The organism is Acidovorax temperans (assembly GCF_006716905.1).
Lineage (GTDB): Bacteria > Pseudomonadota > Gammaproteobacteria > Burkholderiales > Burkholderiaceae_C > Acidovorax > Acidovorax temperans.
The window spans coordinates 913,873-933,157 of record NZ_VFPV01000001.1 but is presented as its reverse complement, the minus strand read 5'-3'; the positions used below and the strand labels follow the sequence as shown (position 1 = coordinate 933,157).

Below are 19,285 nucleotides of genomic sequence, written 5' to 3'. Positions count from 1 at the left end.
TCAGGTTCCTGCGGTGATTTCCGAGGCCGCGTTGGGCACGGTGTGCGCTGCCGGTGTGGGGGCTTGGGGCGCCGCTACGTGGGTGCGGGCCGCGCGCCTGGCAGGGGTTGCAGGGGCAGGGCGGCGGCGGTGCAGCTGCCACGCCACGGCACCCAGCACGGCGCTCGCGGCCAGGAAGGCCAGGTCCAGCGCCGCCCAGGTCCAGTCGCCCGCAGGCAGCGTGGCACCCAGGTGGGTGGAGGTGGTCAGGGCATTGAGCACGGGCAGCAGGGCCCATGCCGCAGCAGCCAAGGCCAACACTGCCGTCCAGCCCAGGCGGCGGGGGCACGCCAGGCCCCACACCAGGGCCAGGGCCCAGGTGGCGAAGAAGCAGGCCAGCTCGGTGTCTGCGCGCTGGGGCAGTTCCAGCGGCAGCAGCCGGTTGGCCGCCAAAAACACCGCGCAAGCCAGCGGCAGACCCGCCAGGGTGCCAATGTTCAGCCCTGCCACCAGGCGCTCGCCCAGCGGCAGTCGCTGCGGGGCTGGGGTGGCCTGGGCAGCAACCTTGCGCTGGGCCTGCGCGCTGCGTTTGACGGACCACAGCACCATGCCGGTGGCAATCATCAGGCAGCCCAGCAGCCCAAAACCGAACAACGCCCAGCGCAGGCCGGGGCTGGCGAAGCGTGCCATGTGCAGCCCGTACAGCACGCCGTAGGTGGTGACGGCGGCGCTGGTGGGGTTGAGCTCGCCCACGGGTTGTGCGGTGGTGGCATCAAACAGCAGGCGGGGCGGGCGGTATTGCAGGCGGTCGCCCTCGTGGCGGGTGACTTCCACCACCGGTTTGCCTTGGGCATCGCGTCGCGCCTGGATGGAGCCGATGCGGCCGCCGTCCCAGTGCTTTTGTGCGGCAGTGAGGATGGTGGCCACAGGGATCAGCGGCAGGGGCTCGACCTTGGCGCCTGGCTCGCGCCGGGCCCGGCGCTCGGGCTGGTCGCCTTGCAGGTCGGCAAAGTAGGTGTTCGAGTCCACCTTGCCATCGGCCCCGGCATACGCCGTGGCGATGCCGCTGGGCAGGTACATTGAGTGGAAGATCATCAGCCCGCTGAAGGTGATCATCAGGTAAAACGGCAGCACCAGTACGCCCGAGACGTTGTGCGCGTCCAGCCAGGCCCGCTGGCCGCCCTTGCCGGGGCGGAAGGTGAAGAAGTCCTTGAAGATGCGCCGGTGCGTGACCACCCCGGTGAGCAGTGCCATGAACATGAGCAGCGTGGCCACGCCCACCACCCAGCGGCCTTCCAGCGTCCAGCGGCCTTTTTGCGCGGTGCGCAGCTCGAAGTGAAAGCGGTAGAAGAAGTCGCCGCCCATGGACTGGCGGATGTCCACTGGCTCGCCCGTTTGCGGGTTCATGCGCAGGGTTTCAAAGCGGCCATTGCCACTGCCGCGCCACAGCACATTCACTGCCGGATCGCGCTCGTCGGGCAGGTGGATGATCCACTGGGTTACGTCGGGCACCTTGCGGTGCAGCGCAGCCAGGGCTTTTTCAGCGGTGTTTGTCTCGGTGCCTGCTGCGGTGGTGGGCAAGCCGTGCAGCTCGGGGTGCGTCCACAGGTTCAGCTCGTTTCTAAAGAACGACAGCGTGCCTGTGAGGAAGATGGCAAACAGCAGCCAGCCCAGCACCAGCCCCGCCCAGGTGTGCAGCCACGACATGGCCTGGCGAAAGCCTTCGCGGTCGTTGGGGGCCTTGGTTGGGGTCTTGGCCCTTGCCTGTGCGGGCAGGGCGCTCTCAGTGGTTGGCGCCGTGCTCATGCCGCAGCCCCCAGCCAGCGCGGCGCCATGGCCATGGCGCCCATCACGGCGGCGGGTGCCAGCATGCCCAGCCAGGCGCCCCAGCTGGTGCGTGCATAAAACACCCAGGCCACCGCGGCGGCGTAGACCAGCCAGGCCAGCATGGTGGCGGTGAGCACGGCATCCACCCGGGGCATGGCCTGGGCCAGCGCCAGCGACAACGCCCCGGCAAACGCTGCCGTCAGTGCATAGCCCCCCAACGCAGCGGCCAGGGTGCGCGACAAAATAGTGAGGCGGTACCGCCAGTCCACTCGGGCCGTTTTCATGGCTGCACCGAGAGGCTCGGGAAGTGGGTGCACAGGGGGCGGCGGCAAGGCATGGGCAGGGGCTCCAGTCTGGGTTGATCCAAAGGCTGGCTGCACCCGGCGGGGTCCCGTTCGTGCTGGCTTGCTAGCGCGGAATTCTACAGTTATTGAGAAGCATTCTTGTTTTGTTTGTAAAGTTCTGCTTGCGTTGGCGCAAGGTTGCAACAGACCGCTGCGGGTGGAGAGTGAGCGGGCCGCCTGGTGCAGACGAAAAAAACGGGCCCGCAGGCCCGTTCGATGGCGCGGCGGCTGGCCGTGCGCCCCAGAGGGTATCGACTGCCTCAGTCAGCATCCCCCATTTGGGACTGGAGGTAGTTCGGCAGACCCACCTTTTCGATGAGGTCGATCTGGGTTTCCAGAAAGTCGATGTGCTCTTCGGTGTCGTCCAGAATCTTTTGCAGCAGGTCGCGCGAGACATAGTCGCGCACGCTTTCGCAGTGGGCCATGCCTTCCTTGATGGTGGCTTGGGCGCCTTGTTCCGAGCGCAGGTCGCAGGCCAGGATTTCTGGCACATCCTCGCCCACTTGCAGCTTGCCCAGGTCTTGCAGGTTGGGCAGGCCGTCGAGCATGAAGATGCGGTCCATCAGCCAGTCCGCGTGCTTCATCTCGCCGATGGATTCTTCGTATTCCTTCTTGGCCAGCTTGTCGAAGCCCCAGTGCTTGAGCATGCGGTAGTGCAGGAAGTACTGGTTGATGGCGGTGAGTTCGTTCTTCAGTTGCGCTTGCAGGTGCGCGATGACTTGTGGGTCGCCTTTCATGGGGCCTCCTTGTGGGTTATTGACGTACGATTGTGGAGGGTGCCCCGGTGTCTGACAAGCCAAGTCCCTGCGCGAGTAGCCCCGCCGGAGCCCTCTGCCGAGGGAAAGGGTTAGAGTGCCCCTTGGCGCCCGGATGGCGTGTCGTAGAATAGTCATTGGCAATTGATTCAATCAAATCAATTAATTGGATACATTGCATCAAAAAGCCTAGACTTCAGTCTGTTCTGTCAACCAACCCTTTAAGGAAACAGCAATGTCCCTGATCAATACGCAAGTCCAGCCTTTCAAGACCGAAGCTTTTGTGAACCGCAACGGCAAGGGTGAATTCATCACCGTGACGGAAGAAAGCCTGAAGGGCAAGTGGTCTGTGCTGATCTTCATGCCAGCAGCGTTCACCTTCAACTGCCCCACAGAAATCGAAGACGCCGCTGACAACTACGCTGCCTTCCAGGCCGCTGGTGCCGAGGTCTACATCGTGACCACCGACACCCACTTCTCGCACAAGGTGTGGCACGAAACTTCCGACGCTGTGGGCAAGGCCAAGTTCCCTCTGGTCGGCGACCCAACTCACCAACTGACCAACGCTTTCGGCGTGCACATCCCTGAAGAAGGCCTGGCACTGCGCGGCACCTTCGTGATCAACCCCGATGGCGTGATCAAGACCATGGAAGTGCACTCCAACGAAATCGCCCGTGACGTGTCGGAAACCCTGCGCAAGCTCAAGGCTGCCCAGTTCACCGCCGCCAACCCCGGCCAGGTGTGCCCCGCCAAGTGGAAGGAAGGCGCCAAGACTTTGACTCCTTCGCTGGACCTGGTCGGCAAAATCTAAGCCGCTTCATGCATCGGCTGAGCGCGCCGCAACTGGCGTGCTCCCCAAAGCCGGACAGCGCCATGGTGCTTGCGCCATGCCGTCCGGCTTTTTTTCGCCCGGAATTTGGCCATCAGGCTTGAATGAATCGCCTGAAGCCCTTAAACCTACAAGACCACAACTCTAATTTTAGGAAGCCACCATGCTCGACGACCAACTCAAATCGCAACTCTCTGCCTACCTGGAACGCGTACAGCAGCCGTTTGAACTGGTGGCTTCTCTGGACGACAGCGAAACCGCCCGCGACATGCGCGAGCTGCTCGAAACCATCCAGTCCCTGCGCAGCGACAAGATCACCCTGCGCACCGATGGCAACGACGCCCGCAAGCCCTCGTTCAGCCTGCAGCGCGTAGGCGCCACCAACAGCCTGCGTTTTGCCGGGCTGCCGCTGGGCCACGAGTTCACCTCGCTCGTGCTGGCCCTGCTGTGGACGGGCGGCCACCCACCCAAGGTCGAGCAGGATGTGATCGACCAGGTCAAGGCACTGGACGGCGACTTCAACTTCGAGGTCTACATGAGCCTGACCTGCCACAACTGCCCCGACGTGGTGCAGGCGTTGTCGCTCATGGCCATCCTCAATCCCAAGATCAAGACCACGGTGATCGAAGGCGGCGCCTTCCAGGAAGAAGTGACCAAGCGCGAAATCATGGCTGTGCCCATGGTGTTCCTCAATGGCCAGGTGTTCGGCTCGGGCCGCATGTCGCTGGAAGAAATCGCTGCCAAGCTCGACACCGGCGCTGCTGCCCGTGAAGCTGCCAAGCTCAGCGCCAAGGAAGCGTATGACGTGCTGGTGGTGGGCGGTGGCCCCGCAGGCGCAGCTGCTGCGGTGTACGCTGCTCGCAAGGGCATCCGCACCGGCGTGGCTGCCGAGCGCTTTGGCGGCCAGGTGAATGACACCCTGGGCATTGAGAACTACATCTCGGTGCTGGAAACCGACGGCCCCAAGTTTGCTGCTGCGCTGGAAGCCCACACCCGTGCCTACGACGTGGACATCATGAACCTGCAGCGCGCCGAGAAGATCATCCCCGCCGCGCAACCCGGCGGCCTGATCGAAGTGCAGCTGGCCAACGGCGGCACGCTCAAGTCCAAGACGGTGATCCTGTCCACCGGCGCCCGCTGGCGCAACGTGAACGTGCCCGGCGAAGCCGAGTACAAGAACAAGGGCGTGGCCTACTGCCCGCACTGCGACGGGCCCCTGTTCAAGGGCAAGCGCACGGCCGTGATCGGCGGCGGGAATTCGGGTGTTGAAGCAGCCATTGACCTGGCTGGCGTGGTGGCCCACGTCACCCTCATCGAGTTTGCCGACCAGCTCAAGGCCGACGCAGTGCTGGTGAACAAGCTCAAGAGCCTGCCCAACGTCACCATCCACACCAACGCCCAGACCACCGAAATCACCGGTGCTGATGGCAAGGTGAACGGCCTGAAATACAAGGACCGCGCCACCGGCGAAGAGCACCTGGTGCCGCTGGAAGGGGTGTTCGTGCAGATCGGCCTGGTGCCCAACACCGAATGGCTCAAGGGCACGGTCGAACTCTCCAAGTTCGGCGAAATCGTGATCGATGCCAAGGGCCACACCAACGTGCCCGGCGTGTTTGCCGCCGGCGACTGCACCACGGTGCCTTACAAGCAGATCGTGATTGCAGCGGGTGCCGGTGCCACCGCCGCCCTGAGCGCGTTCGACCACCTGATCCGCACGCCTGCGGCGGTTTGAAGCCAAAATAGCCTCCAGCGCCCACCCAGTAAGCGCTGGTTGCTATATAAAAAGTAGCAAAGCCCAGGCCGCGAAAGTGGCCTGGGTTTTTGACCTTTGGGGGGCTGCTTGCGTTGGCAGTAAATCACCCTGGAGGCCAATCAGGGAAAGCGCCGGGCGCTATCAATGAAATAGCAAATGCCGCCGGCCACGGCGGGGCTGCATGGGCTTCAATACATCAGCCGTTCTGGCCGCACTTCCTGCAGGATGGTGGTGGCGATCTCTTCGATCGACTTGGTGGTGGTGGACAGCCAGCGGATGCCGGACCGGCGCATCATCGCCTCGGCCTCGGCCACCTCGGCGCGGCAGTTCAGCAGGCTGGCGTACTTGGAGTTCGGGCGCCGTTCGCTGCGAATCTCGGCCAGCCGCTCGGGGCTGATGGTCAGGCCAAAAATCTTCTTCTGGTAGGGCACCAGCGCGGGTGGCAGCTGCTTGCGCTCAAAGTCTTCGGGGATGAGCGGGTAGTTGGCCGCCTTCAGGCCGAACTGCATGGCCAGGTACAGGCTGGTCGGGGTCTTGCCACTGCGGCTCACGCCCACCAGGATCACGTCAGCCCCCGCCAGGTCGCGGTTGCTCTGGCCGTCATCGTGCGCCAGGCTGAAGTTGATGGCTTCGATGCGGTCGTTGTATTCCTTGCTGCGGCTCACGTCCGAGAAGCGCCCCACGCGGTGGTGCGACTTGATGCCCAGCTCTTCTTCCAGCGGGTGCACAAAGGTGCCAAACATGTCCAGCAGCATGCCCTTGCAGCCGTCCTGAATCACCTTGAGCACTTCCATATCGACCAGCGTGGTGAAGACGATGGGTTTTTTGCCCTCTACCTCGCCGGTGTGGTTGATCTGGCGCACCACTTGGTGGGCCTTGTCCACCGTGTCGATGAAGGGCAGGCGCACATGGCGCGGCTTGAATTCAAACTGGGCCAGGATGGCGTTGCCGAACGTCTCCGCAGTGATGCCGGTGCCGTCTGACACAAAAAATACAGTTCGCGAGTGCATGGGGGCCCTTTTTAAAAGCGTCAGCCCTTTGCCAGAAGCGGGGGCCTACAATTGCCGCAATTATCCAAATTCTCACCATGCGTACCGTCGGCCTACAACCACAACGACAAAGCTGCAGCCTGCGCATGGCCGCTTGCCAGAGGCCACGACGGGCCTGGCATGCAGACCCGGTTTCAACTTCTGGAGCTTTCCCATGTCTGCACTTTTCAGCCCGACCGCCCTGGTCGTACCGTTTGAAAACCTGAGAATGACCGACGTCGAGGTCGTTGGCGGTAAAAACGCCAGCCTCGGCGAAATGATCTCCCAACTGCCGCAAGGCGTGCGCGTGCCCACGGGCTTCGCCACCACCGCCCACGCGTTCCGCGAATTCCTGGCCTACGACGGCCTGGCCGACAAGATCAGCGCCAAGCTCAAGAGCCTGGATACTGAAGACGTGCGCGCCCTGGCGCAGGTCGGCGCCGAGATCCGCGCCATGGTCGAGGCCCAGCCCTTCCCGGCCGACCTGCAAAAGGCCATTGCCGACGAATTTGCCAAGCTCAGCGCTGGCAACCCCAACGCATCGTTTGCTGTGCGCTCGTCTGCCACGGCTGAAGACTTGCCTGACGCATCGTTTGCTGGCCAGCAGGAAACCTTCCTGAACGTGGTGGGCATCGATGAAGTCATGCACAAGATGAAGGAAGTGTTCGCGTCGCTGTACAACGACCGCGCCATCTCCTACCGCGTGCACAAAGGTTTTGAGCACGACGTGGTCGCCCTGTCGGCCGGTGTGCAGCGCATGGTGCGCTCGGACCTGGGCGCGGCCGGTGTGATGTTCACCATCGACACCGAATCCGGCTTTGAAGACGTGGTGTTCATCACCAGCAGCTATGGCCTGGGCGAAACCGTGGTGCAGGGCGCCGTGAACCCCGACGAGTTCTACGTGCACAAGCCCATGCTCAAGGCGGGCAAAAAAGCAGTGATCCGCCGCAACCTGGGCTCCAAGCTGATCCAGATGGTGTTCTCTACACCTGAAGAAAAGGCCGCCACCCGCAAGCTGGTCAAGACCATCGACGTGCCTGCCGAGCAGCGCAACCGTTACTCGCTGACCGACGCCGACGTGGAGCAACTGGCCCACTACGCCCTGGTGATCGAGCAGCACTACGGCCGCCCCATGGACATCGAGTGGGGCAAGGACGGCACCGACGGCCAGCTCTACATCCTGCAGGCACGCCCTGAAACCGTGAAGAGCCAAGCCAAGGACCAGGCCGAACTGCGCTACAAGCTCAAGGGCCACGGCACGGTGCTGGCTGAGGGCCGCGCCATCGGCCAGAAGATTGGTACCGGCCCCGTCCGCCTCGTACACAACATTGCCGAGATGGACAAGGTCCAGCCTGGCGATGTGCTGGTGACGGACATGACCGACCCCAACTGGGAACCCGTGATGAAGCGCGCCAGCGCCATCGTCACCAACCGCGGTGGCCGCACCTGCCACGCCGCCATCATTGCGCGCGAGCTGGGTATTCCGGCCGTGGTGGGCTGTGGTGACGCGACCGAGCGCCTGAAAGACGGCACGCTGGTCACGGTGAGCTGCTCTGAGGGTGACACCGGCAAGATCTACGACGGCCTGCTCGAAACCGAAGTGACCGAAGTGCAGCGCGGCGAGATGCCCCCCATCAAGACCAAGATCATGATGAACGTGGGCAACCCCCAGCTGGCGTTTGACTTTGCCCAGCTGCCCAATGAGGGCGTGGGCCTGGCGCGCCTGGAGTTCATCATCAACAACAACATTGGTGTGCACCCCAAGGCGATTCTGGACTACCCCCAGATCGATGCCGACCTGAAGAAGGCCGTGGAATCCGTGGCCCGTGGCCATGCATCGCCTCGCGCCTTCTATGTGGACAAGGTGGCTGAAGGCGTGGCCACCATTGCCGCCGCCTTCTGGCCCAAGCCCGTCATCGTGCGCCTGTCGGACTTCAAGTCCAACGAATACCGCAAGCTGATCGGCGGCAGCCGCTACGAGCCAGAGGAAGAAAACCCGATGCTGGGCTTCCGCGGTGCGGCCCGCTACATCAGCGAAGACTTCGGCGAAGCCTTTGCGATGGAATGCGAAGCGCTCAAGCGCGTACGCAATGACATGGGCCTGACCAATGTGCAGGTGATGGTGCCCTTTGTGCGCACGCTGGGCCAGGCCGAGCGTGTGACCAAGCTGCTGGCCACCCATGGCCTGGAGCGCGGCAAGGACGACCTCAAGGTCATCATGATGTGCGAAGTGCCCAGCAACGCCATCCTGGCTGAGCGCTTCCTGCAGTTCTTCGACGGCTTCTCCATCGGCTCCAACGACCTGACCCAGCTCACCCTGGGTCTGGACCGTGACTCGGGCCTGGAATTGCTGGCGCAGGACTTTGATGAGCGCGACCCGGCTGTCGAGGTGCTGATCCACCAGGCCATCAAGGCCTGCCTGGCCCAGGGCAAGTACATCGGCATCTGCGGCCAGGGCCCCAGCGACCACCCTGACTTTGCACAGTGGCTGGCGAAGGAAGGCATCTCTTCCATTTCGCTGAACCCTGACAGCGTGGTGGCCACCTGGCAGCAACTGGCCGGCTGACGCCTGGCCAGCGGGGCGGCGCATGAGATCGCAGGCGTGAGGGATTTCTGATCCATGCGACCTTCCGCGCTACGCCCCCAGCAAACTCCGCCCCGCGAGCCCGAACTCGCGGGGCCTTTCCCTCCCGATCTGCACGACGTTCGCCACCTGTGGCTCAAGGCAGTCCTGCTGGCTGTTTGGGTGCTGGCGTCGTTTGTCGCCACTTATTTCGCTCGCGATCTGCAGGACATCGTGGTGGGCGAATGGCCTTTGGGCTACTGGATTGCCGCCCAGGGGGCGGTGCTGGTGTTCATCGCCATCGTGGTGGTGTACGCCTGGGCCATGAGCCGGTTCGAGCGGCAGGACGCCCAGGCTGCCAGTGCCGCATCGGCTGAAGGGGCGCAACCATCGGAGCACCGCCGTGGCTAACCAGGCCCGCCGCAGGCGGGGTGTGCGTTTGCCCGCATGGCTGCGGCCTCACCAGTTTTTCATCTTGTACGTGCTGGGGGTGCTGGGCTTCCTGGCACTCATGACCTGGGCCGAGCACCAGGGGCTGTCGCGCCACTGGATCGGTCCGATCTTTCTTTTCCTCACCGTGATGGTGTACGCCGGCATCGGTGTGTATGGCCGCACGTCAGATTCCGACGAGTACTACGTAGCAGGCAGGCGCATACCGCCCATGTACAACGGCATGGCGGCCGCCGCCGACTGGATGAGCGCGGCCTCGTTCATCAGTCTCTCGGGGGCGCTGTACCTGCAGGGGTTCTCGGGCACTTCGGGGCAGGCCGGTGGGCTGGCCTACCTGCTGGGCTGGACGGGCGGGTTTTGTCTGGTGGCGATGCTGATTGCACCACACCTGCGGGCCATGGGGCTGTACACCGTGCCCGATTTTTTCCATGTGCGCTTTGGCGGGCGCTGGCCGCGCATCATTGCAGCGCTGGCGGCGGTGATGTGCTCGTTCACCTACGTGGTGGCGCAGATCTATGGCGTGGGGTTGATCGCTTCGCGCCTGACGGGGGTGCAGTTCGAGATCGGCATCATGCTGGGCCTGGGGGGCGTGCTGCTGTGCTCGTTCTTGGGCGGCATGCGTGCCATCACCTGGACGCAGGTGGCGCAGTACGTGGTGCTGCTGCTGGCGTTTTTGATTCCCGTGTCCTGGTTGGCCTACAAGCAACTGGGCAACCCCATGGCCCCGGCCGTTTATGGCGAGCAGATCAGCAAGATTGCAGAGCTGGAAACCCAGCTTCTTGACTCGGCGGCAGAGCACCAGGTGGTGCAGGCCTACCTGCGCCGCGCCAAGGAAATGGAGGCACGTCTGCAGGATGTGGAAGGTGCGCTGGAGCGTGAACGCGAACTGGGGCGCGAGCGCATTCGCCAGTTGCGTGCGCAAAACGCCGATGTGGGGCTGATTGTTTCGGCCAGCCGCGAACTGGCCGCCTTGCCGCGCGACGCTGCCTCTGCCCGTGAGCGCTGGACGCGTGAAATGCACGAGAACTACGAGCGGGCCAAACCGCTGGGTGGCCTGCCGCCGCACAGCCAGGCCTATGCGGGCGACCCCAATGGCACACCCGAAGAGCAGCGCGAATACGAGTTGGCCCGCCGCAACTTTCTGGCGCTGATGTTTTGCCTGATGGTGGGCACAGCAGGGTTGCCGCATCTGCTCACCCGCTACTACACCTCACCCACGGTGGCTGGAGCGCGGGCCTCGGTGGCGTGGTCGCTGTTTTTCATTGCCTTGCTGTACCTGAGCGCGCCCGCCCTGGCGGTGCTGGTGAAGTTCGAGGTCATGCAGAACCTGGTGGGCAGCAGCTTTGAAGCCTTGCCCAACTGGATGGCCCAGTGGGCGCGCGTGGACAGTTCCCTGTTGTCCATTGAAGACGTGAACGGTGATGGCATCGTGCAGTTTGGCGAGATTCGACTGGGCGCTGACCTCATCATGCTGGCCACGCCCGAACTGGGGGGGCTGCCTTATGTGGTGTCGGGGCTGGTGGCGGCGGGGGGGCTGGCAGCGGCGTTGTCCACGGCTGATGGCTTGTTGCTCACCATCAGCAACGCACTGGTGCGCGACCTGTACTTCCGAGGCACCAAGCGCGATGCATCGCCCGAGCAGCGGGTGATCCTGACCAAGTTCACATTGCTCACGGTGGCCTTGTCTGCCGCCTTTGTCGCGGCGCTCAAGCCTTCAGAGATTTTGACCATGGTGTCTGCCTCCTTCTCGCTGGCAGCTTCGGCTTTTGTGCCGGTGATGGTGATGGGTATCTTCTGGCGCGGCACCACGCGAAAGGGGGCCGTGGCAGGCATGCTGGCGGGCCTGGGGGTGGCGGTGTACTACCTGCTTTCACACGTACCTGCCGTAAGGGGTGCGCTGCCTGGCTGGCTGTTGGCCGATGGTCTGTGGTTTGGCATCCAGCCCATCTCGGCCGGGGTGTTTGGGGTGCCGGCCGGTTTTGTGGCGGCAGCTGTGGTGAGCCGCATCACCCGCCCCGCGCCCGTGCCCACGGGCGTGCGCCTGGAAATCTGAACCAATAGCCTTTTGGGACGGGGGCTTATGGATAAACCCCGATACCCAATTGTCACCAATTGTGCCAACCTCTGGGCAGGGCTGTGGTCAGTGTTGCAGTCCGTTCATTTCCAGGAGCCCCATGGTTTTCGTCAAAACGCAGGCAGGTCAAGAAGCATTGAAAGATCGGCACGGTGGCCTGTCGTCCAGGCAACGCTCTGCGTTCATCTTGTTCGATGGCAAGCGCACCCTGAGCGAGGTGCTGGCTGCCACCGCCGCCATGGGCATCACCCAGGACGATGTGCAGACCATGATTGCCCAGGGCCTGCTGGCCCCAGCCGGGGGTGCTTCACTGCCACCAGCGGCCGACCAGGGTGGGGCGGGTGTCACTCCCCCGGCGGCACAGTCGGGTTCTAGTGAAACTGCCCGGTCCTCACAGCAGCGCTACAAAGACGCTTACCCGGCCGCCACCGCCATGACAGCTGCCATGGGCCTGCGCGGCTTCCGGCTCAATCTGGCGGTCGAATCCGCCTCCAGCTTTGAAGACCTGGCCGCATTGGCCCCCAAGATCAAAGAGGCGGTGGGAGAAGAGAAGTACGAGCCTTTGCGCAAGGCCCTGTTTGGCTGAGCGACGGCGTTGCGCGCCGGCATCGCCTGAATGCTCTGCCCCATGAAAAAAGCCAACCCGATGGGTTGGCTTTTTTGCGTTTGGCGAAGTGCGCGGGCGGCTCAGCGAACCTTCAGCAGCTCGACATCAAACTTCAGCGTGGCGTTCGGGGGGATCACACCGCCAGCGCCGCGGGCGCCGTAACCCAGGGCTGCGGGGATGATCAGCGTGCGCTTGCCGCCAATCTTCATGCCCTGCACGCCTTCGTCCCAGCCCTTGATGACCATGCCAGCGCCCAGAGAGAACTCGAAGGGGTCGTTGCGGTCGCGGCTGGAGTCGAACTTGGCGCCTTGCTCGCCGTTGTTGTACAGCCAGCCGGTGTAGTGCACCGACACGTTGTTGCCCTTGGTGGCTTCGGCGCCTTCGCCCACGGTGGTGTCTTCGTATTGCAGGCCAGAGGCGGTGGTGGTGAGGGCCATGGTATGTCCTTTGCTATTGAAATGGTAGCTGGTAGCGCTTGCTGGACAAGCGCTAGAGGGTGTTTTTGCTGAAACCAACTGCCCGCGGTGGGGCAGGTTTTCGTTCAGGCGGCTTTCTTGGCCCGGCCGGCGACCCAGCGGGTGGCAAACGCCTGTACATCGTTCAGGCGCTTGAGCAGGTCGGCCCCGGCGGCGGTCACGGTGTAGCCGTCAGCGCCATGGTCCAGCAGGCCAGCTTCGCGCAGTTCCTTGATGCGGGTGTTCAAGGTGTTGGGGGTGATGCCGCCCACGCTGTCTTGCAGCAGGCGGAAGGTTTGGGGGTGCCCGTCGCGCAGGGCCCACAGCACGCGCAGCGCGTAACGGCATTCGAGCCGTTCGAACAGCTGGTGGATGGCGGCGTTTTCTTTGGAGCTCATGGATGCTTCTCCTTGCGCGAGGTATTGGATCGGTTATTTGGGAGCAGGGCGCCGGGGCGGCCCGCCAATGCGCTCAGACTATAGCGCGGAACCCATTTTGCTACAAGTTTGGTAGCTCACAAGGCAATGTGCATATGCCATAGACCGGTGATTTTGGGGCTTGTTTTTAGCAGGATTTTGCAGGGCACTGGGCCCCCGTGCAGGGTGGTTTAGCCCCTGGCTGGGGGTGTGGTGCGAAGGCTACGCCAGCGCCTCTGGCGCCTCGTGGGCCGATGCGCGCGCCAGGTGCTGCACCAGCAGTTGGGCCGCAGGCGAAAGGGCCTGCTCGTCGCGGTAGCAAATCGCAAACCGGCGCTGCGCCCACGCATCGCTGAGCGGCACGACGCGCACCGGGGCGGTCTGCGCAAACGGCGCTACCACCTCGCGCGGCACCACGCTGATGGCCAGGTTGGCCCGCACCACGCGCAGGGCCGCGTCAAAGTTGGACACCAGCACCCGGTGGGCCAGCGTCTTGCCTTCCACCGCCGCTGCGCGCGCCAGCAGCACCTGCACCGCGCTCAGGGCGGGCATGCTCACAAATTCGTAACTCAGCACATCGGCAAAGCGCACGGTGGGTAGCTGCGCCACGGGATGCGACTCGTGCGCCACGATGGCCAGGTGGTCGCTGCGGTAGTTGCGGGTTTGCAGGCCGCTCAGGTCGGCGGCGTCCCAGCAGATGCCGATGGACGCGCTGCCCTCGCGGATGCCCTGCACCACGTCGGGGCTCACCCGCTCTTCCATGCTGATCTGGATGCTGCGGTGGGCCGGGTCTTGCAAGAACGCTGCCACATCATCGGCCAGCGATTCGGCCATGACCGAGGCCGTGACCAGCATGCGCACATGGCCCCGGGTGCCGGTGGCATATGCGGCCATGTCGCGCTCGATCTGCCCCACGCTGGCCAGCATGGTGCGGGCGTGCTCCAGCAGCGTCTCGCCCGCCGGGGTGGGCACCACGCCCCGGCGCTTGCGCAGCAGCAGTGGCGTGCCCACGGTGTCTTCCAGCTGGGCCAGCCGCTTGCTGATGGCCGAGCCCACGATGGACTCCTGCTCGGCCACCCGCGCAATGCTGCGCTGGTCGCACACGGCGGCAAACAGGCGCAGGGTTTGCAGATCAAGATCGCGCATGGGTTGTGATGTTCCTTTCGGGAATCATAATGGTTCCAAAATTGATTTTCTGATTCAAAACGGAATTTCTAGAATCACCTGCATGCTTCCAACGCTTTCGGAGACAGCCCTGTGAACCCATCTTTACCCGGCGGGCCCGCATCCGCCGTTACGGCCACTGGCCCCACCCACGCCGTGGTGCGTGAAGTCGGCCTGCGCGATGGCTTGCAGAGCATCGCCCGCGTGCTGCCCTCCGCGCAGAAGATTGAATGGGTGAACGCTGCCTACGCCGCCGGGCAGCGCGAGATCGAGGTGGGCTCTTTCGTCCCCGCCCGCCTGCTGCCCCAGCTGGCCGACACCGCCGAGGTGCTGGCCCACGCGCAAACGCTGCCGGGCCTGCGCGCGTCGGTGCTGGTGCCCAACCTGAGAGGGGCTGAGCGCGCGCTGGAATGTGGCGCCCACCTGATGGTTGTGCCCCTATCGGCCAGCCACGCCCACAGCCTGGCCAACCTGCGCAAGACCCCTGACGAGGTGGTGGCCGAGGTGGCCCGCATTCGCGCTGCGCGCGATGCGGCCGGCAGCGCCACGCTGATCGAAGGCGGTGTGGGCACCGCCTTTGGCTGCACCCTGCAGGGCGAGGTGGCTGAGAGCGAAGTGCTGCGCCTGATGCAAGCCCTGCTCGATGCGGGCGCCGACCGCGTGAGCCTGGCCGACACCGTGGGTTTTGCCGACCCGGCCAGTGTGCAGCGCCTGTTTGCCAAGGCCCGCGCCCTGGTGGGCGACCGGCTGGCCTGCGCGCACTTTCACGACACGCGTGGCATGGGCCTGGCCAACGCCTATGCGGCGTGGCAAACCGGCATCACCCGTTTTGATGCCTGCCTGGCGGGCATTGGCGGCTGCCCCCACGCGCCCGGTGCCAGCGGCAACGTCACCACTGAAGACCTGGAATACATGCTGCAGCGCATGGGCGTTACCACGGGTGTGGATGTGCCCGCGCTGCTGGCGCTGCGCCAGCGCGTAGCCGACTGGCTGGCAGGCGAGACCCTGCACGGCGCCCTGTGGCAGGCGGGCCTGCCCCGCCACGCACAGCCCACCCTGGCCGCCGCAGCGGTTTGATTTCTGTATCGTTCACCCATGACAAGCACCACCTCTTCTTTCCCGTCCGAATCGCCCAAATCGTCCCCACGCCCCTTGCCCTTGGCGGGCCTGCGGGTCGTTGAATTCACCCACATGGTCATGGGCCCCACCTGCGGCATGGTGCTGGCCGACCTGGGGGCCGAGGTCATCAAGGTCGAGCCCGTGGAGGGCGACCGCACCCGCCACCTGTTGGGGGCTGGCGCGGGCTTCTTTCCCATGTTCAACCGCAACAAGAAAAGCATTGCGCTGGACCTGCGCAACCCCGAAGCGCTGGAGGTGGCCCACAAGCTGGCCGCATCGGCCGACGTGGTGGCGCAAAACTTCAAGCCCGGCGTGATGACCAAGTACGGGCTGGATTACGCCGCGCTGTCGCAGATCAACCCCCGCCTCATCTACGTGAACCACACCGGCTTTCTGGCCGGGCCGTACGAGCACCGCACCGCGCTCGATGAAGTGGTGCAGATGATGGGCGGCCTGGCCTACATGACCGGCCGCCCCGGCGACCCGCTGCGCGCAGGCAGCAGCGTCAACGACATCATGGGTGGCATGTTTGGCGCGATTGGCGCCATGGCGGCGCTGATGCAGCGCGGCATCACCGGGCGCGGGCAAGAGGTGGACTCGGCACTCTTCGAGAACAACGTCTTCCTCGTCGGCCAGCACATGATGCAGTACGCCGTGACGGGCAAGCCTGCCGCCCCCATGCCCGACCGCATCTCCTCGTGGGCGCTGTACGACGTGTTCACGGTGAAAGAGGGCGAGCAGATCTTCCTGGCCGCCGTGAGCGATGCGCAGTGGGTCACCTTCTGCGACGCCATGGGCTATGCAGACCTGAAGGCCAACCCGCAGCTCGCCACCAACAACGACCGCGTGCGCGCCCGCCCCACGCTGATGCCTGACCTGCGCCAACGCCTGGCAAACCACAGCGTGGCCGAACTGGCCGCCATTTTTGAAAAGCACGGCCTGCCGTTCGCCCCCATCTCGCGGCCCGAGCAGTTGCTGGACGACCCGCACCTCAACGCCACTGGCGGCCTGGCCGACATCACTTTGCCCGACGGCGAGCGCGCCGGGCAGACCGCCCGCACCACGCTGCTGCCCCTGGCCATGGACGGCCAGCGCCTGGGCGTGCGCCTGCAGCCCCCGGTGTTGGGCCAGCACACGGCGGCTTTGATGCAAGAGCTGGGCTACACGCCCGAGCAGGTGCAGGCGCTACAGCAAGCGGGCGCCGTGGCCTGAGAGGTACGACGGGCAGGCGCAACGGGCCGGTACGACGGGCAGACAGAGCCCTGCCAGCCCCTGATTCACAACAACAACGGAGACAAGACCATGACGACACCTACCTTCCAACCCACAGGCTCTAGGCACCCCGGTGCTGGCGACAGCGAAGCATCTTCCGCGCTGGCATCTCCCGTCCGGCGCCGCGCCCTGTGCTTTGGCGCGCCTGCCTTGGGCGCTGCAGCGCTGGCACCCTTGGGCCTGGTGCGGGCCCAGAGCCTGGGCGACCGGCCCCTGCGCATCATCCTGCCGCTGTCTGCGGGCTCGGGGGCCGATGGCGCCATCCGCGCCATCAGCAACAGCCTGGCCAAGGCGCTGGGCCAGCCGGTGGTGATCGAAAACCTGCCCGGCGCGGGTGGCATCACCGGCACCACGCAGATCGTGCGCGCGCATGAACCTGCTCGCCGCCTTTTTACAGCTGCAAAAAGGCGGCGAGCAGGTTCTGGGACGGCTCGGTGATCGGTGTGGTGTCCAACAACCACGTGGTCAACCCCAGCGTGTACAAGAACATTCCGTTCGATTCGCTGGCCGACATCACGCCCATCACCATCATCGGTGCCACGCCCTTTGTGCTGGTAGCGCACCCTTCCGTGCCGGCCAAGAATGTGCAGGAGCTGATCGCCTACGCCAAGTCCAAACCGGGGGTGCTCAACTACGGCTCATCGGGCAACGGCACCATCCTGCACCTGGGCGCGGCCATGTTTGTGGACCAGGCCAAGCTGGCCATTCAGCACATCCCTTACAAGGGCATGGGCCCGCTGATGAACGACGTGCTGGGCGGCCAGGTGCAGCTGGCGGTGGTGGCGGTGGCCCCTGCGGCGGCGCACATCAAGTCGGGCGCACTGCGGGCCATGGGCGTGACGACCAGCACGCGCGTGGTCTCGCTGCCCGGCGTGCCGACCATTGCCGAGCAGGGCCTGCCCGCCTACGAGCTGGACGGCTGGATTGCCCCCGTGGCCCCTGCCGGCCTGCCCAAGACCGAGCTGGCCCGGCTGTACAACGCCTTCAAGGCAGCGATGGAGATGCCCGAAGCGCGCGATGCGCTCGTCGCCCAGGGCTACGAAATCAAGCTCACCCCGCCCGATGCCGCTGCCGCCTTCTTCCGCAGCGAAGCCGCGCGCATGGCGCAGCTGGTGAAAAACGCCAACGTGAAGCTGGATTGAGCGGTTCCAGGGCTTAGAACCTGTTCAATATCTTCTTGGAGTTGCACAAGTGCCTTGCCGGGCGCCCGGCTAGGGGATGGGCTGCTAGGCGCAGCGCGCCGCCAATAGCCCGTGCTATTGGCAAGCGGTGCAACAACGCAGACCGCCCGGCAAGGCACTTGCCCGAAGGGTTGGAGTGAAATCGGGCCGATGAACTTGGAGCTTTGGCGCCTCGGCTGCTTGCATGGGCACCAGCCCATGCGGCGCACCCGAAGCATCCACTCGTCCCGATTGCACTCCAATGCAATCTCCAAAAAGATATTGAACCAATGGGATGGACGCCCCCACCCTAAACGGCATCGAAAGTGCCACAGTGGAGATGTCAGTTTTTCCACCTCAACGAGCAGGAGCGTCCACCATGAAGATTACAACCATTGGCATCGATTTGGCCAAGAATGTGTTCCAGGTCCACGGCGTGGATGAGCACGGCAAAGCCGTGTTCAACAAGCCGCTCAAGCGCGAACAGATGGCTGCCTTCTTCGTGAACCTGCCGCCCTGCCTGATTGGCATGGAAGCCTGCGGCAGCGCCCACCACTGGGCGCGCAAGCTTCAGGGCATGGGCCACACCGTGCGCCTGATGGCACCCCAGTTCGTCAAGCCCTACGTCAAGACCAACAAGAACGATGCAGCCGATGCGGCTGCCATCTGCGAAGCCGTCACCCGCCCGAGCATGCGCTTCGTACCGATCAAGAACGTGGAGCAGCAAGGCGTGCTGGCCCTGCACCGGGTGCGCCAGGGCTTTGTCAAGGCCCGCACTGCACAGGCCAACCAGATCCGGGGCCTGCTGGCCGAGTTTGGGGTGATCGTTCCCCAAGGCATAGGCCACATTACCCAACGGGTGCCAATGCTCATTGAGGATGCAGCCAACGAGTTGCCCGGCGTGTTTAGACTGTTGATACAACGTCTGCTCGAGCACCTCAAGGAGCTTGACTGCCAGGTGCAGGAGCTGGAGGCACAAATCGTGGCCTGGCACCGCCAAAGCGACTTGAGTCGCAAACTCGGGCAGATCCCCGGCATTGGCCCCATCACGGCCTGCGCATTGGTGGCATCTCTGGGGGATGCAAAGAACTTCAAGGATGGCAGGCAGGTGGCAGCCTGGCTAGGGCTGGTGCCACGCCAACACTCCAGCGGGGGCAAACAAAACCTGCTGGGTATCAGCAAACGGGGCGACACGTATTTGCGCACCTTGCTGATTCACGGAGCGCGCTCGGTGATCTATCACGCCCAGAAAAAAGACCAGCACCAAGGCCAGGGCAGCGCGCAGTGTGGCTGGCTCAATGGTGTGCTGCAGCGGCGCAACAAGAACGTAGCGGCGGTGGCGCTGGCCAACAAGAATGCCCGCATCGTGTGGGCGTTGCTCGCGCATGACAGGAGCTACGAGCCGGGCTACGTACGAGAGTCGGTCTGAGCAACTAGCGCCGGCACGACAAGAACGAGGAGCGGGAGAAAACCAACCGATTGCTCAAGCA

The 19,285-nt window shown here is 64.3% G+C and carries 16 protein-coding genes and 1 pseudogene; 10 read left to right on the top strand and 7 right to left on the bottom strand.

Annotation, left to right across the window (positions count from 1 at the left end; genetic code table 11):
- From BDD18_RS04540 to bfr, 3 genes are all read right to left on the bottom strand, one after another.
- Complete coding sequence (locus BDD18_RS04540) at positions 1-1,785, bottom strand: PepSY-associated TM helix domain-containing protein (protein WP_142081631.1); 1,785 nt, start codon at positions 1,783-1,785, stop codon at positions 1-3.
- Positions 1,782-2,090: a DUF3649 domain-containing protein gene (locus BDD18_RS04535; protein WP_142081629.1), complete on the bottom strand. Its 309-nt coding sequence runs from the start codon at positions 2,088-2,090 to the stop codon at positions 1,782-1,784. Before BDD18_RS04535 ends, BDD18_RS04540 begins: the two co-directional genes overlap by 4 nt.
- A gap of 320 nt (positions 2,091-2,410) precedes the next feature.
- Positions 2,411-2,887 carry a bacterioferritin gene (gene bfr, locus BDD18_RS04530; protein ID WP_044399895.1) on the bottom strand — a complete coding sequence of 159 codons (477 nt, stop codon included), beginning with the start codon at positions 2,885-2,887 and terminating at the stop codon, positions 2,411-2,413.
- Between the two features lie 253 nt (positions 2,888-3,140).
- Between bfr and ahpC the strand changes: the two genes are divergently transcribed.
- Entirely contained in the window at positions 3,141-3,716 is a 576-nt protein-coding gene (ahpC, locus tag BDD18_RS04525; protein ID WP_044399898.1) for an alkyl hydroperoxide reductase subunit C, read from the top strand.
- Positions 3,717-3,897: 181 nt separating this feature from the next.
- On the top strand, positions 3,898-5,466 hold the full coding sequence (gene ahpF / locus BDD18_RS04520; protein WP_142081627.1) for an alkyl hydroperoxide reductase subunit F: 1,569 nt from the start codon (positions 3,898-3,900) through the stop codon (positions 5,464-5,466).
- Between the two features lie 209 nt (positions 5,467-5,675).
- On the opposite strand, the gene ppsR is transcribed toward ahpF, so the two are convergent.
- Entirely contained in the window at positions 5,676-6,497 is an 822-nt protein-coding gene (gene ppsR / locus BDD18_RS04515; RefSeq protein ID WP_044399904.1) for a posphoenolpyruvate synthetase regulatory kinase/phosphorylase PpsR, read from the bottom strand.
- 193 nt (positions 6,498-6,690) lie between these two features.
- Here ppsR and ppsA point away from each other — a divergent pair, with 193 nt between their 5' ends.
- The 4 genes from ppsA (at position 6,691) to BDD18_RS04495 (ending at position 12,188) form a co-directional block, all read left to right on the top strand.
- Positions 6,691-9,081, top strand: coding sequence for a phosphoenolpyruvate synthase (gene ppsA, locus BDD18_RS04510; RefSeq protein WP_142081626.1), 2,391 nt, complete (start codon positions 6,691-6,693; stop codon positions 9,079-9,081).
- A gap of 54 nt (positions 9,082-9,135) precedes the next feature.
- The gene (locus BDD18_RS04505; RefSeq protein WP_142081624.1) at positions 9,136-9,489 is read left to right on the top strand and encodes a DUF4212 domain-containing protein; all 354 of its coding nucleotides are present in this window, start codon (positions 9,136-9,138) and stop codon (positions 9,487-9,489) included.
- Between the two features lie 22 nt (positions 9,490-9,511).
- The gene (locus tag BDD18_RS04500; protein ID WP_142082518.1) at positions 9,512-11,581 is read left to right on the top strand and encodes a VC_2705 family sodium/solute symporter; all 2,070 of its coding nucleotides are present in this window, start codon (positions 9,512-9,514) and stop codon (positions 11,579-11,581) included.
- A 121-nt stretch (positions 11,582-11,702) separates the two neighbouring features.
- Positions 11,703-12,188 carry a hypothetical protein gene (locus BDD18_RS04495; protein ID WP_142081622.1) on the top strand — a complete coding sequence of 162 codons (486 nt, stop codon included), beginning with the start codon at positions 11,703-11,705 and terminating at the stop codon, positions 12,186-12,188.
- 101 nt (positions 12,189-12,289) lie between these two features.
- Here BDD18_RS04495 and BDD18_RS04490 read toward each other — a convergent pair whose 3' ends face one another.
- The 3 genes from BDD18_RS04490 to BDD18_RS04480 form a co-directional block, all read right to left on the bottom strand.
- Positions 12,290-12,646, bottom strand: a complete 357-nt coding sequence (locus BDD18_RS04490) for an FKBP-type peptidyl-prolyl cis-trans isomerase (protein WP_044399919.1) — start codon at positions 12,644-12,646, stop codon at positions 12,290-12,292.
- 104 nt (positions 12,647-12,750) lie between these two features.
- Complete coding sequence (locus tag BDD18_RS04485; protein WP_044399922.1) at positions 12,751-13,062, bottom strand: winged helix-turn-helix transcriptional regulator; 312 nt, start codon at positions 13,060-13,062, stop codon at positions 12,751-12,753.
- A gap of 240 nt (positions 13,063-13,302) precedes the next feature.
- On the bottom strand, positions 13,303-14,226 hold the full coding sequence (locus tag BDD18_RS04480) for a LysR family transcriptional regulator (protein ID WP_142081620.1): 924 nt from the start codon (positions 14,224-14,226) through the stop codon (positions 13,303-13,305).
- 111 nt (positions 14,227-14,337) lie between these two features.
- Here BDD18_RS04480 and BDD18_RS04475 point away from each other — a divergent pair, with 111 nt between their 5' ends.
- The 4 genes and pseudogenes from BDD18_RS04475 (at position 14,338) to BDD18_RS04460 (ending at position 19,224) form a co-directional block, all read left to right on the top strand.
- Positions 14,338-15,321, top strand: a complete 984-nt coding sequence (locus tag BDD18_RS04475; RefSeq protein ID WP_066783664.1) for a hydroxymethylglutaryl-CoA lyase — start codon at positions 14,338-14,340, stop codon at positions 15,319-15,321.
- Between the two features lie 18 nt (positions 15,322-15,339).
- On the top strand, positions 15,340-16,575 hold the full coding sequence (locus tag BDD18_RS04470) for a CaiB/BaiF CoA transferase family protein (RefSeq protein ID WP_142081618.1): 1,236 nt from the start codon (positions 15,340-15,342) through the stop codon (positions 16,573-16,575).
- A gap of 90 nt (positions 16,576-16,665) precedes the next feature.
- Positions 16,666-17,777, top strand: a pseudogene (locus BDD18_RS04465) (tripartite tricarboxylate transporter substrate-binding protein).
- A 397-nt stretch (positions 17,778-18,174) separates the two neighbouring features.
- Entirely contained in the window at positions 18,175-19,224 is a 1,050-nt protein-coding gene (locus tag BDD18_RS04460; RefSeq protein ID WP_027814485.1) for an IS110 family RNA-guided transposase, read from the top strand.
- The last annotated feature ends 61 nt before the right edge of the window (positions 19,225-19,285 follow it).